The sequence below is a fragment of the Streptomyces sp. NPDC056948 genome (assembly GCF_042674225.1).
Taxonomy (GTDB): Bacteria; Actinomycetota; Actinomycetes; order Streptomycetales; family Streptomycetaceae; genus Streptomyces; species Streptomyces purpurascens.
This window is the reverse complement of record NZ_JBHUQX010000065.1, coordinates 14,325-29,083: the sequence shown is the minus strand read 5'-3', so window position 1 is coordinate 29,083 and position 14,759 is coordinate 14,325. Positions and strand designations below refer to the sequence as shown.

At 72.1% G+C, this 14,759-nt stretch carries 13 protein-coding genes; 6 read left to right on the top strand and 7 right to left on the bottom strand.

The window, feature by feature from the left end:
- Positions 1 to 568: ATP-binding cassette domain-containing protein (locus tag ACFTZL_RS11390; protein WP_382580462.1), on the top strand; the 568-nt coding region annotated here is incomplete at its 5' end.
- Positions 569 to 709: 141 nt separating this feature from the next.
- A complete protein-coding gene (locus ACFTZL_RS11385) occupies positions 710 to 1,837 on the top strand; it encodes an acyltransferase family protein (protein WP_382580461.1) in 1,128 nt (375 codons plus the stop codon).
- Between the two features lie 21 nt (positions 1,838 to 1,858).
- Here ACFTZL_RS11385 and ACFTZL_RS11380 read toward each other — a convergent pair whose 3' ends face one another.
- The 5 genes from ACFTZL_RS11380 to ACFTZL_RS11360 form a co-directional block, all read right to left on the bottom strand.
- Positions 1,859 to 2,026, bottom strand: coding sequence for a hypothetical protein (locus ACFTZL_RS11380; protein WP_382580459.1), 168 nt, complete (start codon positions 2,024 to 2,026; stop codon positions 1,859 to 1,861).
- Positions 2,027 to 2,230: 204 nt separating this feature from the next.
- Positions 2,231 to 2,458 carry a hypothetical protein gene (locus ACFTZL_RS11375; protein ID WP_382580457.1) on the bottom strand — a complete coding sequence of 76 codons (228 nt, stop codon included), beginning with the start codon at positions 2,456 to 2,458 and terminating at the stop codon, positions 2,231 to 2,233.
- Positions 2,459 to 2,847: 389 nt separating this feature from the next.
- The gene (locus ACFTZL_RS11370; RefSeq protein ID WP_382580455.1) at positions 2,848 to 3,870 is read right to left on the bottom strand and encodes a hemolysin family protein; all 1,023 of its coding nucleotides are present in this window, start codon (positions 3,868 to 3,870) and stop codon (positions 2,848 to 2,850) included.
- Positions 3,867 to 5,201 carry a hemolysin family protein gene (locus ACFTZL_RS11365; RefSeq protein ID WP_382580453.1) on the bottom strand — a complete coding sequence of 445 codons (1,335 nt, stop codon included), beginning with the start codon at positions 5,199 to 5,201 and terminating at the stop codon, positions 3,867 to 3,869. Before ACFTZL_RS11365 ends, ACFTZL_RS11370 begins: the two co-directional genes overlap by 4 nt.
- 201 nt (positions 5,202 to 5,402) lie before the next feature.
- Positions 5,403 to 5,906 (bottom strand): MarR family winged helix-turn-helix transcriptional regulator, encoded by a 504-nt coding sequence (locus tag ACFTZL_RS11360; protein ID WP_382580452.1) that lies wholly within the window; start codon positions 5,904 to 5,906, stop codon positions 5,403 to 5,405.
- 118 nt (positions 5,907 to 6,024) lie between these two features.
- Here ACFTZL_RS11360 and ACFTZL_RS11355 point away from each other — a divergent pair, with 118 nt between their 5' ends.
- Positions 6,025 to 6,540, top strand: coding sequence for a YceI family protein (locus ACFTZL_RS11355; protein WP_382580450.1), 516 nt, complete (start codon positions 6,025 to 6,027; stop codon positions 6,538 to 6,540).
- A gap of 25 nt (positions 6,541 to 6,565) precedes the next feature.
- Here the strand turns inward: ACFTZL_RS11355 and ACFTZL_RS11350 are convergent, their stop codons facing one another.
- Complete coding sequence (locus ACFTZL_RS11350) at positions 6,566 to 8,296, bottom strand: hypothetical protein (protein WP_382580448.1); 1,731 nt, start codon at positions 8,294 to 8,296, stop codon at positions 6,566 to 6,568.
- A 96-nt stretch (positions 8,297 to 8,392) separates the two neighbouring features.
- A complete protein-coding gene (locus ACFTZL_RS11345) occupies positions 8,393 to 12,496 on the bottom strand; it encodes a molybdopterin-dependent oxidoreductase (RefSeq protein ID WP_382580447.1) in 4,104 nt (1,367 codons plus the stop codon).
- A 194-nt stretch (positions 12,497 to 12,690) separates the two neighbouring features.
- On the opposite strand from ACFTZL_RS11345, the gene ACFTZL_RS11340 reads away from it, so the two are divergent.
- The 3 genes from ACFTZL_RS11340 to ACFTZL_RS11330 all read left to right on the top strand — a co-directional run bounded on the left by ACFTZL_RS11340 (position 12,691) and on the right by ACFTZL_RS11330 (position 14,671).
- Positions 12,691 to 13,086: a cell division protein SepF gene (locus ACFTZL_RS11340; RefSeq protein WP_382580445.1), complete on the top strand. Its 396-nt coding sequence runs from the start codon at positions 12,691 to 12,693 to the stop codon at positions 13,084 to 13,086.
- 72 nt (positions 13,087 to 13,158) lie between these two features.
- A complete protein-coding gene (locus ACFTZL_RS11335; RefSeq protein ID WP_382580443.1) occupies positions 13,159 to 14,349 on the top strand; it encodes an ATP-binding protein in 1,191 nt (396 codons plus the stop codon).
- On the top strand, positions 14,342 to 14,671 hold the full coding sequence (locus ACFTZL_RS11330; protein ID WP_382580441.1) for a nucleotide pyrophosphohydrolase: 330 nt from the start codon (positions 14,342 to 14,344) through the stop codon (positions 14,669 to 14,671). The genes ACFTZL_RS11335 and ACFTZL_RS11330 overlap by 8 nt, the downstream gene beginning before the upstream one ends.
- Positions 14,672 to 14,759 lie beyond the last annotated feature (88 nt).

Below are 14,759 nucleotides of genomic sequence, written 5' to 3'. Positions count from 1 at the left end.
GCCGCACAGCCTGCGGCAGCGCGGCCGTGCCCAACTGGCGGCCGTGCAGTACGTCTTCCAGGACGCCCGGGCCGCCTTCGACGAACACCGGCCCGTCCTCGCCCAGGTCGCCCGCACCGCCGTCCGGCTGCGCGGCACCGACGAGAAGACGGCCACGGACGAGGCCCTCACCACGCTCGCGAGCCTCGGGCTCCCGGACGGTCTCGTCCACCGCCGCCCCGGCGAGCTCTCCGGCGGCGAACTCCAGCGCGCCGCCCTCGCCCGCGCCCTCCTCGCTCGCCCCCGGGTCCTGGTCTGCGACGAGATCACCTCCGGCCTCGACACCGTCACCCGCCGCGGCATCCTCGACCTGCTCACCGCACTGGTCCGCGACCGCGACGACCTCGCCCTCGTGCTCATCACCCACGACCTGGACACGGCGGCGCTCGCCCACCGCATCGCCGTACTGGACGCGGGCGAACTCGTCGAACAGGGCCCGGCCCGCAGGGTCCTGACCGAGCCGCGGCATCCATTCACCGCCGCCCTCGCGGAGACGATCGCCCGTCCCGATACGTATACCCGGGCATGAGCCGAAGCGAGTCACACCCGTTACGAGTTGAACGAGGGCACGGCCCTGTGATTAAGGTGCGGGCGATGTTCTGCGCAGACCCCACACCCTTACTCCAGGCAAGACGAGGCACAGCCGCTTCGAGTCGCTGGGGGAGGGCCCGTGAGTGACACGGTGACGACGGCCCGCCCGGCGGCCGAAGGAGCCCCGGCCGCTCGGACGAAAGAGCGGGACGCACCGGCCCGGCCGGTCCGGCAGCGGGACGCGTTCTTCGACAACGCCAAGTACCTGGCGATCGTATGGGTGGCCGTGGGGCACGCCTGGGAGCCGTTGCGGCCGGGCAGCAGGGCCGTCACCGCCCTCTACATGCTCGTCTACGCCTTCCACATGCCGGCGTTCATCATCATCTCCGGCTATTTCTCGCGCACCTTCGACGGGAGCCCGGGGAAGCTGAAGCGCCTGGTCACCGGCGTCGTCGTCCCCTACGTCGTGTTCGAGACGGCGTACACCCTGTTCACCCGCTGGACCAGCCAGGACCCCGACCGGCCGATCAGCCTGCTGGATCCCCTGTATCTGACCTGGTTCCTCGCGGCGCTGTTCGTCTGGCGGCTGACCACACCGCTCTGGCGTCATGTGCGGTGGCCGCTGCCGCTGGCCTTCGTCATCGCGATGCTGGCGACGCTCTCGCCGTCCCTCGGCAACGACCTCGACCTGCAACGCACCCTGCAGTTCCTGCCGTACTTCGTCTTCGGACTGCTGCTGCGGCCCGAGCACTTCCGGCTGGTGCGCCGGCGCAAGGTGCGCATCCTCGCCGTGCCGGTCACCGTCTGCGCCCTCGCCGTGGCGTACTGGGCGGTTCCGCGGATGAACTACGCCTGGTTCTTCCACGCGGACAGCGCCCGGGCCCTGGCCGCGCCGTTCTGGTACGGGCCCTTGATGACCCTGGCCGCCTTCGGCTGCTCGATCGTCCTGGTCGCCTGTTTCCTCGCCTGGGTGCCGGGGCGCCGGATGTGGTGCACCGTGCTGGGCGCGGGCACGCTGTGCGGCTATCTGCTGCACGGCTTCGTGGCGCAGGCCGCCAAGTACTGGGGCTGGTACGAACCGAACTGGGTCCAGGGACCCGTCGGCGCGCTCACGGCCACCCTGGCGGCCGCCGCGGTCATGACCGCGCTGTGCACGCCGTCCGTACGGCGTCTGTTCCGCTGCGTGACGGAGCCGGGGATGGAGTGGGCGTTCGGTACGGGAGACAGAGCCGCGCCCCCGGACAAGGCCCGTCGAACTGCGGGGTGAACGCCCGGTGGCGCTACTCAGTCATGAGTCGGCGCCACGACCCGCCGGCGTGACACCGTTCAGTGCCTGCGTCGCCTGGTGCAGCGTCTCCTCGGACACCACGCGGGCCTCCTCCACGACGTCACCGCGTTCGCGTACGAGGCTCTCGTAGATCGGGAGTTCTTCGGTCCGGGTCGAGTCGGGTTTCACAGGGCTGGTCCTATCGCTTTACAGCCGGGGTCTGAGGGCCGCAGTAAGTCTGCGTCATGCCCCTTCGCCGTGTCGACCGCCCCCGTCATGTCCAGAATTCCGTCATGATCTTCGCGAATTCCTCAACATTGCGACGCCCGGCAAGCCGGCGTGGCAAGGCGAAGGGCCCCGGGACGCGTCCCAGGGCCCTTTACGCGGGGATTTTCAGAGCGAGGTCGTGTGAACGCCCGCGTTCCCGCCCACCGCGGCGCCCTCCGTCGACAGGGCGCCCTGGAGGTTCCCGCAGAGCTCGGCGGTCAGCGGCCCGACCAGGCCGGCGGAGAGGCCGCCCGCGAGGCCCGCGGAGGCGGCGCCGCCCGCGTTGCCGCCGGAGACCTGGTCCAGGTCCGCGTCGGAGAGCTCGGCGATGTCGACCCGGGGGGTGAGGTTCATGGGGGTGTTTCCCTTCGCGTGAATGTGCGCAATGGCGGTGAGACGCGGGTGGTCGCGGGATTCCGGGACCCGGGATTCCGCTCCGGCGGCGCCGCCGTGCGCAGGATCAAAACATTCCCCGGAGCCGGACGGCCAGCCGCCCGCCGACGCCGCACCCGGCTTTCCGGCGACCGCCTTCACCGCCATGACCACGAGGTCACCGAATTACGCACACTCCTTCACACACCCCGTCGACCGGCGGCACACGGGTGTATTGCCTCCCGAATTCCGAAGCGGGCACTTCGGCGCCAAGTTCCCAAGCCGCGGGACGGACTTGGCGCCGGGTGCACCGCCCTACGGCGTCCTGGCCTGCGGTGTGCAGATGTGCTGGATGTTCGGTCCCGCCCCGGTCAGGCCGCCGCGGCCGGCTGCATCAGCCGGGCCAGCAGGTCGTCCAGGGTGACCAGACCGGTGAGCCCGCCGGCGGGGTCGCGGACGACGGCCAGGGACGACCGGCGGCGGCGCAGCACCTCGATCGCGTCCGCGACCGTGGTCGCCTCCGTCAGCTCGGGCACCGGCCGGGCCAGTTCGCGCGCGGTCGTGGCACGCCCCCGGGCCCGGGCGACCAGCGCGTCGCGGGCGTGGACGGAGCCGAGGACGACGCCGTTCTCCCGGACGAGCAGCCGGGTGCGGTCGTGCTCGGCCGCGAAACGCAGCAGTGCGTCGACGTCCGCGCCGCCCTCGACCCAGGTGATCTCCGCGGCCGGGATCCGCAGCGCCGCGACCGGCGTCTCCGGCTCGGTCAGCGAACGGGTCAGCAGCTCCGAGTCGGTCGCGCTGATCAGGCCCAGCCGCTCGGACTCCTCCACCAGATGCGTGAGCTGCTCCCGGTCGTGCACCGAGGCCAGCTCGTCGCGCGGGGCCACCCGGCACAGCCGTACCAGCGCGTTGCTCACCGCGTTGAGCAGCCGGATCAGCGGGCGCACGGCCCGCACCACGGCCCGGAAGGGCGGGGAGAGCAGCATCGCCGAACGCTCGGGGTGGGCGATCGCCCAGGACTTGGGCGCCATCTCGCCGACCACCATGTGCAGGAACACCACCACGACCATCGCCACGGCGAAGGCCACGCCGTAGCTCACGGCGCTGGGCAGGCCCAGCTTGTGCAGCAGCGGGTCGAGTTCGTGCGAGATCGCCGGCTTCGACACCGAGCCGAGGCCCAGCGTGCACACGGTGATGCCCAACTGCGCGCCGGCCAGCATCAGGGACAGCTCGCGGATGCCGGCCAGTGCCGCCCCGGCCCCGCGCCGCCCCTCGGCCGCGGCCTTCTCCATGCGGTGCCGTTTGGCGGCGACCAGCGCGAACTCGGCCGCCACGAAGAAACCGCTGCCGATCAGCAGCAGCACGGTCACGAAGACCGCCATGGGGAAACTCACGCCATCTCCTCGGCTTCCACCAGCGGGCTGATCCGCACCCGGTCGGCCACATGCCGGTCCAGCGTGCGGACGTCGATCAGGGCCCGGCCGCCCGAGGGCAGCTCGACCGTGACGCTGTCGCCGACCGTCGGGAAGCGGCCGAGCCGGTCCACGACCAGTCCGGCCACGGTGTCGTAGTCGTCGTCCTCCGGCAGCCGGACACCGGTGGCCTCGGCCACCTCGTCCAGCCGGCGCCCGGCGTCCACCAGCCAGCCGTCGCCGTCCGCGACGGCGAGCACGGTGACGGTGTCGGACTCGTCCGCGATGTCACCGACCAGTTCCTCGGCGATGTCCTCGTAGGTGACGATGCCCGCCACGCCGCCGTGCTCGTCGAGGACGACCGCGAACTCGTCGTCCTGCTCCCGCATCCGCGTCACCGCGTCGGGCAGCGCGAGCGTGTCCGGCAGCAGCAGGGGCCGCCGGGCCACCTCACCGGCGGTCGCGCCGGCGATGCGGGCGGCGGACAGCGCCATCAGCTCGCGCACGCCCAGCACACCCGCGATGTCGTCCGGGTGGTCGCCGAGGACGGGGTAGTTGGAGTGGCCGTGCCCGGCGATCAGACCGATCGCCTCCTCGGCACCGGCGTCCTTGCGGACGAAGACGGCGTCGGCGCGCGGCACCATCACCTCGTCGAGGGTGCGCTCGGAGAACTCCAGCGCGTGGTCCAGCAGCGCGGCGGTGTCCTTGGGCAGCGCGCCCCGCTCGTGGGACTCACCGATCAGATGGCCCAGCTCCTCCAGCGTGGCGCCGTGGTGCAGTTCCTCGACCGGCTCGATACCGACCCTGCGCAGCAGCTTGTTCGCCGCGTTGTCGAAGATGCGGACGACGGGGCCGACGACCTTCAGATACGCCAGCGTGGACGGGGCCAGCGCCTTCGCCAGCCGCTCGGGAACCGCGATCGCGAAATTCTTCGGGGCCAGCTCGCCCAGCACCATCTGCACGACCGTGGCCAGCACGAAGGCGAGGACGACGGCGATGCCGCTCACGGCCGCGTCGGGCAGGCCGAGTCCGGACAGGGCGGGCTTCAGCAGCGCGGACACCGACGGCTCGGCGATGAAGCCGACGACCAGGCCGGTGACGGTGATGCCGAGCTGCGCGCCCGACAGCATGAACGACAGCCGCTCCAGCACCTTCAGAGCCCGGGCCGCCTTGCGGTCCCCGGCCTCGGCCGCACGCGCGAGGGCGAGCCGGTCGGCGGAGACGTAGGCGAACTCCTGGGCCACGAAGTAGCCGGTGCCGGCGGTCAGCACGAACACGGCGAGCAGACCCAGCAGGGCCTCGGCGGCACTCACCCCACACCACCCCGCCGTGTGCCGCGATCACTGATGCCGTGGCGGGATGGTCGGGGACTGTGCCCCGGAGGGTCCGTCGGTCTGGCGGACAAGAAACTCGCTCCTCATGTGTCGTGTGTACTCGGGTCAACGACCGTCGTCGCGCCCGTGTTCCCGGATTCTACGACGCTGTAGAGAACAGTGCCCCGCTCCGGGTGCCCCTCACTCCGAGCGGGACTCCTCGGCGAGGTCCGGCACCAGCCCACGCATCGCCGCGCACTGGTCCGGCCCCATGAAGCGGGCCAGGCCCTCGGTGACCGTCTCGGCGAGCGGGCCGGAGGCCTGGGTCAGGAGGTCCCGGGCCTTGTCCGTGAGGGCGACCTCGATGCCGCGCTTGTCCCCGCACACCGACCTGCGGGTGACGAGGCCGGCGTGCTGGAGGCAGGCGATCTGGTAGGTGAGGCGGGTCTTGGGGCGGCCCAGGAGTTCCGCGACGCGCGTCATGCGCAGGCCGCCCTCGGGCTGCTCGGCGAGCAGGCACAGGATCAGGAACTCGTCGTGCGAGATGTCCAGCTTCTCCTTCACGACCGTCCGCAGTCGCTGCTCCACCGCTCCCGTCGCGGCGAGCAACAGCATCCAGGCGCGCAGCTCGGCGGGCAGCAGCCCGCTGCCCTCGGCGGACGGACATCCGGGCAGGTCGGCGGGGTGCTCCTGGGGGTCGGCCATGCCGTCCAGCGTACCTGTCGTCCAAATTTGGAGCAGGGGGTTGTTCAATTTTGGACGAGCGGCTAGCGTGCCCTCATTGCAGTCATCCAAATTTGGACGATACGAGTGGAGAAGGATCATGACCGTCGCCGTGGAAACCGGACTGTGGCAGCTCGACACGACCGCCTCGACCGTCGGCATCCGGCACAAGACCATGTGGGGCCTGGTCACCGTGAAGGGCGGCTTCGGCGCGCTGAGCGGCACGGGCGAGGTCCGGCCCGACGGGTCCGCCGTCGGCACCCTGGCCTTCGACGTCGCCTCCCTGGACACCGGGAACGCCAAGCGGGACACCCATCTGAGGTCCGCCGACTTCTTCGACGCCGACCACCACCCCGAGATCACCTTCGCGGCCCGCAGCGCCGAGCTCCGCGACGGCGACCAGGTGCACGTCGTCGGCCGGCTCACCGTGCGCGGCATCAGCAGGCCGCTGTCCCTCACCGCCCGCCTGACGGACGGGGACGCCACCGGGCTCACCCTGGACACCGAGTTCAGCGTGGACCGGGACCAGTTCGGCATGGGCTGGAACCAGCTCGGCATGATCCGCGGCCGGACCACGGTCACCGCCGCCCTCCGGTTCGTCCGCGCCACCGCCTGACAGCGGTCACTCCGCCCCTGCGAACTCACTCCGCCCCTCCGAGCGACTGCCGCACATCCGCGCTCGACAGGGTCTGCGGCGACGCCGTGAACGCGCGCAGGCGGACACGGACACCCGGCCGGGGCAGGACGAACCGGCCGGAGGGCGGGCGGAGTTCGTACCGGGCGGTGCTGTGCGGGGCCAGCGTGCGCGGGCCCCGGGCGACCCGCCAGTACGGGTCCATGCCCTGGCCCGTGGTCAGGGTGAAGTGCGGGGTGAGCGCCGTGCCGTCCCTGTTGGTGACCTGGAGGGTGAGGCGGGAGACGGTCACCGGGGTGGGACGGCGGACCGCCGTGACCCGCATGCACAGCGGCGGCGTTCCCGTCGCCGCCACGGCCGCGCTGCCCAGCGCCGGCGTCAGCAGCAGCGCCGTCGCGACGATCCGGGCCGGACCGCGCCGCGGGCCCGACAGCAGACACGGACGAGGCTGCCACGCCCCGGCGAACGCCGACGCGGGAGCGGTCACTGCCGCCGCCAGCCACAGCGGCGTCATCATCAGGTAGTAGCCGTCCTGGGAACGGGTCGCCAGATAGAAGGCGCACCAGGGCAGGACCGTCGCGGCCGGGCCCAGCCGCCGTACGAACAGCACGAACAGTGCGAGCAGACCGGCGAACAGCAGCAGACTCGCGTGGGAGTACCAGTCGAGCCGGTCGCTGCCGTTCGTCAGATACAGCGAGATGCCCACCAGGCCCTGGCCGTGGACCACCGCGCCCTGCGTCAGGGGCAGGGCGATCCCCGTCAGCCAGGTGCCCGGCTCACTGACGGCGAAGTAGGTGTTGATCAGCAGCCACACCGTCGCCGCGGCACCGGCGAACCGCAGCACCACCAGCACCGCCGCCCCTCCGCCCGATTCACCGCGCCGCACGGAGTAGATCCCGGCCAGCAGGAACGGCACCAGGAACCAGGGGAGTTGCTGCGCCGCGCACGCCGCCCCCAGGCACGCGGCCCGCGCCAGACCCGCCCCGCCGAGCCGCCCGCCCTCACCCGTCCGCGGCCAGCGCACCACCACCGGCACCAGCAGGGCCAGGGCCACGATCGCCGGGTAGCCGAGCCGGCCGTACGACGGCAGCATCCCGAAGCCCAGACACACCATGGTCGCCGCCGACCGCCACGGCGCGGGCAGCAGCCGCCACAGCGCGACGGTGCCGGCGATCAGCGCGCCCGTGCTCAACGCCGTCGCCGGAGCACCGCCATGGCCCAGCCACAGCAGCGGCACGGTCAGCAGCGGGGCCAGCGGCGGATAACCGTAGGTGAAGTCGTAGCCGCCGGTCACCGTCGGGGTGAGGGCCACGCCGTGGCCGAAGAGCCAGGGCCACGGCTGCCCGTACACCGCGTGCCCCGCGGCCAGTTCCCGTGCCGCCTGGGTGGTGAGCAACGCCTCGTCGGAGCCGCCGTGCAGCATGATCCACGCGCACAGGGTGAGCGTCACGCCCGTCACCAGCACGCACAGGTCCACCCGCGCCAGCGACCGGCCCCGGCGCACGACCAGGGCCAGCACCCCGCACACCAGGACCGAGGCGTAGCACGCCGAGATCACCGCGGCCACGGCCGGCCGGTGACCGGCCGCCGACGTCCACACCGCACGCGTACCGATCAGCAGACTGATGTCGGCGAGCAGGGTCAGGACGCGGTGCCACTGGGCCGGGGGCGGCGGTACGGCCACGCCCGACTGCGTCCGCGGGCCGGGCACCACCAGCGTGGTTTCTGCCGAGTACACGGCGCAGGACGCTAATCGCCGCTGGTGAGCGAGGACCGGGTGGAGGTGAAGAGTCCGGTGTGAGGCGAGTAAAGGTGCTTAGGTCAGTTGCTTAGGTCAGTACACGTCCCGCACATACCGCTTGTCCGCCGCGAGTTGCTTCACGTACGCGGTGGCCTCCGCCTCGCTCAGCCCGCCGTGCGTCACCGCGATGTCCCTGAGCGCCCGGTCCACGTCCTTGGCCATGCGCGAGGCGTCGCCGCAGACGTAGAAGCGGGCACCCTCGCACAGCCAGTGCCACAGCTCGGGCCCGTGCTCGCGCATCCGGTCCTGCACGTACACCTTGTTGCGCTGGTCGCGGGAGAAGGCGGTGTCCAGGCGGGTGAGGGTGCCCTCGTCGAGCAGCTCGGTCAGTTCGCTCTCGTAGTAGAAGTCCGTCGCGCGGTGCTGCTCGCCGAAGAACAGCCAGTTGGGAGCCCGGTGGCCGAGCGCCCGCCGCTCCTGGAGGAAGCCGACGAAGGGCGCGACACCGGTGCCCGGGCCGACCATGACCATCGGCGTCGTGGCGTCGCCCGGCGGCCGGAAGTGCGGGGAGCGCTGCACGAACACGGGCACCTCCGTGTCCGCTTCGGCATCCGCGAGGAAGGGCGAGCAGACCCCGCCGCGCGCCCGGCCGCGCAGGTTCTCGTACCGCACCACGGACACCGTCAGCGACACCCGCCGGTCGTCGACCAGCGGGCTGGACGATATGGAGTACAGCCGCGGCTGAAGCCCCCGCAGCGCCCCGGCCCACTCCTCGGCACTCGCCCGCACCGCGTACTCGGCGGCCACGTCCACGGCCTGCCGGCCCCAGCTCCACTGTGCCAGCCCGTCCTTGTTGTCGGGCCGCAGCAGCCTGCGCAACTCGTGCTTGTCCCGGGCGCGTTCGGCGACGAAGCGCAGCAGGTCGGGCGTGATCCTCGTGATGTCGAAGTGCCGGTGCAGGGCCTCGGCGAACGGCACCTCGCCAACGCCCTTGACCTGTACGGCCGTTGTCGCGTCCAGGCCGGTCACCGCCAGCCACTCCTCCACGAGGGCGGGCGCGTTGACGGGCCGCACGCCGAGCGCGTCCCCGGCCTCGTACGCCAGGTCCGTCCCGCTCGTGTCGAAGGTGAACCGGCGGACCTCCTTGCCCGCGCCGGGCCGGCTGAGCAACTGGTTGCCGACGAGCCGGGCGGTGGCGGCGGGCTTGGACTTGGTCCCCGGCTTCTCAGCCGAGGCCGGAGCCGGAGCCGAGGCCGGAGCCGGTGCTGAGGCCGGCGTAGGGGCCGTGCTCGTGCCGCCCAGCGCCGAGAGCACCTGGTCCAGCCACTCCCCGGCGGAGGGCTCGTAGTCCGGCTCGCAGTCCGTACGCGGGGCCAGCCGCACCCCGCCCAGCTCGTCGAGCCGCGCGTCCAGCCGCCGCCCGTGCCCGCAGAAGTCGTCGTACGAGGAGTCCCCGAAGGCGAGCACGGCGTACCGCACCCCGTCCAGCCGCGGGGCCGGCTCGCCGGAGAGCGCGTCCCAGAGGCCGCTGCCGTTGTCGGGCGCGTCGCCGTCCCCGAAGGTGCTGGTGATGAAGAGCAGATCGGCCGTGCGGGCGAGCGTCCCGACGTCGGCCTCGTCCATGCCGACGAGACGCGCGCGGTGCCCGGTCGCGGTCAGCCGCTCGGCGGTGGCGGAGGCGAACTCCTCGGCGTTCCCGGTCTGCGAGGCCCACAGCACGACGATCTCGCGGCCGGCGGGTTCCTGTGGCGCGGCGGTCGCGGTCCGGGAGGTCCGGGAGTACATGCCGGCGAGGACCCCGTTGACCCACAGGGCGTGCTCGGGCGAGAAGGGCGCGTCGGGCGGCAGCACCGGAACGCCGGGGGCACCCGAGCCGAGCCCGGCGAGGAAACCGGTGAGGTACCGGCGTTCCTGGGCGGAGAGGACCGGCGGAGGGGAGGGTTCCAGGCCGAAGGGATCGGCGGCGCCCGGGGTGACCGTCGTGGGCGTCAGGGCCGGGGCGGGCTCCTCGCGCACGGTTGGGGCCGCCTCCTGTACGGGCGTTGCCACCTTCGCCAGCGAGACGGCGCACACCTTGAACTCCGGCTGGAACGACAGCGGATCCACCGCGTCGCTCGTCACCGCGTTGATGCTCAGATACTCGCCGAACAGGTCGTTCCAGTGGAACGGCGCGAAGCAGCACCCCGGCCGCACCCGGTCCGTCACCACCGCCGGCAGCACGGCCCGCCCGCGCCGCGAGGCGACCTCGACCAGCTCGCCCTCCGCGACGCCGAGCGCGCCCGCGTCCTCGGGATGGAGCTCCACGAAGGGCCCGGAGTTCAGCTTGTTGAGCTTCGCGACCTTCCCGGTCTTGGTGAGCGTGTGCCACTGGTGCTGCACCCGCCCGGTGTTGAGCACGAACGGATAGTCGTCGTCCGGCATCTCGGCGGCGGGCAGCTGCGGGCGCGCGAAGAAGACGCCCCGACCGGAGGCCGTCGGAAAACGCAGTCCCTCGTCACCCACGTACCGGATGGGATTGCGCTCCGGCCCGTCCTCCCGCGCGGCCGGCCACTGCACGGGCGTCTCGCGCAGCCGCTCGTAGGACACCCCGCGCAGGTCCCACCCGGTCTTCGGGTTCCAGAACCGCCGGATCTCCTCGAAGACCTGCTCGGCGCTGTCGTACGAGAACCCCTTCTCGTACCCCATCGCGCACGCCACCTCCGCGATGATCCGCCAGTCGGCCATCGCCTCCCCGGGCGGGTCCGCGGCCGGCCGGGTCAGCGTGAGGTTGCGCTCGCTGTTGACGAAGACGCCCTCCGCCTCGGTCCACATCGCGCCCGGCAGGACGACGTCGGCGTACGCGTTCGTCTCCGTGTCGGTGAACACGTCCTGCGTCACGACGAACTCGGCGGCCTCGAGGCCCTCGATGACCGTACGGCGGTTGGCGACCGAGGCGACCGGGTTGGTGCAGATGATCCAGCAGGCCTTGATCTCCCCGTCGGCCATCCTCTGGAACATCTCGACGGTGCCCTTCCCGACGCCGTCCTTGCGCACCGTGCCCGGCGGCAGCTCCCACACGTCCTCGGCGAACGCCCGCTCCTCGTCCACGAGCACCGACCGCTGCCCCGGCAGCCCCGGGCCCATGTAGCCCATCTCGCGCCCGCCCATGGCGTTCGGCTGACCGGTGAGGGAGAACGGCCCGGCGCCCGGACGGCAGATCGCCCCCGTCGCCAGATGCAGATTGACCAGGGCGTTGGTATTCCAGGTGCCGTGCGTGGACTGGTTGAGCCCCATGGTCCAGCAGCTCATCCACCGCTTGCCCGCCTCGCCGATCAACCGGGCGGCGGTGCGCAGCTCGTCCTCCGCGATCCCGGTGATCTCCGCGACCGCGGCCGGGGCGTAGTCGGCGAGAAATCCGGGCAGGGCCTCCCAGCCCTCGGTGTGCGCGGCCATGAACTCCGGGTCGGTGTCCCCGCCCTCGTGCAGCAGATGCAGCAGACCGTTCAGCAACGCCAGGTCGGTACCCGGCCTGACCTGCAGGAACAGATCGGCCTTCGCCGCGGTCGCGGTCCGCCGCGGATCGACGACGATCAGCTTGGCGCCCGCCTTGACCCGCTCCATCATCCGCAGGAAGAGGATCGGATGGCAGTCGGCCATGTTCGACCCGATGACGAGAAAGGCATCCGCCTGATCGAAGTCCTCGTACGACCCGGGCGGCCCGTCCGCACCCAGCGACAGCTTGTAGCCGGTGCCCGCGCTCGCCATGCACAGCCGTGAGTTCGACTCGATCAGGTTCGTCCGCACGAACCCCTTGGCCAGCTTGTTCGCCAGATACTGCGCCTCGAGGCTCATCTGCCCCGAGACGTAGAAGGCGACCGCGTCCGGCCCGTGCTCGTCGACGATCGCCCGCAGCCGCGCGGCGGTCTCGGCGATCGCGTCGGCCACCGGCGCCGGAACCGGCTCCTCGCCCCGGTCGTCCCGCACCAGCGCGCTGGTCAGCCGCCCGGGCGCGGCGAGCATGTCGGCCGTGGTCGCGCCCTTGGTGCAGAGCCGCCCCGCGTTCGCCGGATGCGCCTTGTCGCCGGACGCCTTCAAGATCTTGCGCCGGCCGTCCGGCCCCGCCCCGACATCGAGGACGAGGCCGCAGCCCACACCGCAGTACGAGCAGACGGTGCGCACCTGCTTCGTCTCCTGCTGCGGCCGGGGAGTCGTGGTCATGCCGTCGACGGTACGAACACCCCGTTACGCAGGTGTCACATCGCTCGATCACGAGGAGTTAAGCCCGTCACACAACCGCCTTCCGGCCGTTGTGAGGTGCATTGAGGTCGCGGAGCGTGTCGCTGTTGGGCCGAACGGGTGACTCTGCGCAAGAATTGCCCGATGCAGACAGTCAGTGCGAGCCAGGACGGAGCATGCCGGTGAACAGCCACGATGTCACCGACGAACAGTGGGAGGGGCTCGCCCAGGTCGTGCCACTGCGGGGCCGGGACGCCTGGCCGTCCTCCGTCGGCCACCGGTCCATACCCGAGGCCGAGACGCAGACGCGCCGCCGCTTCGTCGTCCTGCGGGTGAACGTCTTCGCCGACGCCCGGGACGTCGCCGAGCGGCTGATGGCGGGGGTGCCCGTGCTGCTCGACCTGACCGGCGCGGAGACGGAGGTCGCCAAACGCGTCCTCGACTTCAGCACGGGCGTCGTCTTCGGCCTGGCGAGCGGGATGCACCGCGTGGACCGCAACGTGTTCCTGCTGACGCCGGCCGGCACCGAGGTGACGGGGTTGATGGAGGGGGCCGGGCTTCCCGGGGTGTGACGGTAGCTCGATCGTAGGAATGCCCCGGAGACGGAACGGTTCGTCCTGTCGCCGGAGCCCTACCGTCCGGATATGACCCAGCCCCCCGCACCCACACCCCCCACATCTCCTGTACCTCCCGCACCTTCCGCGGCCCTCGCGCATCCCGACCGCCCCCGCCTCACGGAACTGCGCCTGGCCGCCTTCACCACCCACCGCCGAGCCGCGTTCCCGCTCGGGCCGCTCACCCTCCTCGCCGGCCCCAGCGGCTGCGGCAAGACCAGCGCGCTGCGGGCGTACGAGGCCCTGGCCCGGCTCGGCGGCGGCGCCGGGCTCGGCGAGGCGTTCCCGGACCCCGTCGCCTGTGTCCCGGAGCGGGCCCGGCCCGACGCGCAGCGCCGCCGGGGCTTCCGCATCGGCTGCACGGCCGACGGCCCCGAGGGCCCGGTCCGGCTCGACGTGGCCGTGCAGGCCGAGCCCGAACTGCGGGTCGTGGGCGAGCGGCTGACGGCCGACGGCCTTGTCCTCCTGGAGACCGCCCTGCGCGACCCCGGAAAGCGCGCCGTGCAAGCCGCCTGGCACACGGCCGGGCCGACGCCGGTGACCCGCGGCCCGCTGCCGGACGACCGGCTCGGCACGGCCCTGCTGCCGCTGCGCGTGGCCGGCAAGACACCCGGCCAGCGCAGGGTGCTGGCCGCGGCCGAGCAGATGGTGGTCGCCCTGCGCTCCGTCTTCGCCTGCGACCCCCAGCCCGCCCGGATGCGCGGCCCCGTACCGTCCGGCTCCGGCCGGCTGCGCGGTGGCTGCGGCAATCTGGCCGACGTGCTGGAGCGCACCCGCACCGAGTGCGGACGACGGCACGCGCTGTTCGTGGCGGCGGTGCGCGCCGGCTGCGCCGGGCCGGTCGCGGACGTGCTCGCCCGGGCGGAGGAGGCAACGGGAACGATCCGCGCGACGCTCGACCGGGGCGACGGCGTCCGTACGGACCTGGGACGGCTCGGCGACGGCGAACTGCGGTACGTGGCACTCGCGTTGGTCCTGCTCACCGGACCGGGCGTGCTGGAGGTCGACCCGGCCGGCGAGGTGCCCGCCGCACTCCAGACGCTCACCGTCCTCGCCGACGGCTTCGACCGGGGCCTGGACGGACGGCAGCGGCTGGAACTGCTGCGGCTGGCGGCCCGGATGTGCGAGCGGGGGCACATCCGGCTCGTCGGCACGGTCAGCGACGCCTCGTGGGCCGCCGGGACGGAGGGTGTCACGGTGGTACACCTGGACCGTGACTGATCACCTGGACGTGGCCGAACTGCAACGCCGCCTGGCCGATTTCGCGGCCGCGCGGAACTGGCAGCAGTACCACACCCCGAAGAACCTGGTCGCCGCGCTCAGCGTGGAGGCCTCCGAACTGGTCGAGATCTTCCAGTGGTTGACCCCCGAGGAGTCGGCCCGCGTCATGACCGAACCCGACACCGCGCACCGCGTCACCGACGAGGTCGCCGACGTGCTCGCGTATCTGCTCCAGCTCTGCGAGGTGCTCGGCATCGACCCGCTGGCCGCGCTGAACGCGAAGATCGACCGGAACGAGCGGAGGTTTCCGATCCAGGAGTAGCAAAGTCCGTTTGTACGCTACGTAACCAAAATGCGGCCCGAATCCGAATTGTTGTCCGCAGATTTCCGTCTTCCTCTGGCTTTTCGTC

Coding starts and splice junctions, on each gene's coding strand:
- ACFTZL_RS11375 (WP_382580457.1), bottom strand. CDS start 2,458: ATGAACCTCACCCCCCGGGTCGACATCGCCGAGCTCTCCGACGCGGAC.
- ACFTZL_RS11360 (WP_382580452.1), bottom strand. CDS start 5,906: ATGGCCGACCCCCAGGAGCACCCCGCCGACCTGCCCGGATGTCCGTCC.
- ACFTZL_RS11355 (WP_382580450.1), top strand. CDS start 6,025: ATGACCGTCGCCGTGGAAACCGGACTGTGGCAGCTCGACACGACCGCC.
- ACFTZL_RS11345 (WP_382580447.1), bottom strand. CDS start 12,496: ATGACCACGACTCCCCGGCCGCAGCAGGAGACGAAGCAGGTGCGCACC.
- ACFTZL_RS11340 (WP_382580445.1), top strand. CDS start 12,691: ATGCCGGTGAACAGCCACGATGTCACCGACGAACAGTGGGAGGGGCTC.
- ACFTZL_RS11335 (WP_382580443.1), top strand. CDS start 13,159: ATGACCCAGCCCCCCGCACCCACACCCCCCACATCTCCTGTACCTCCC.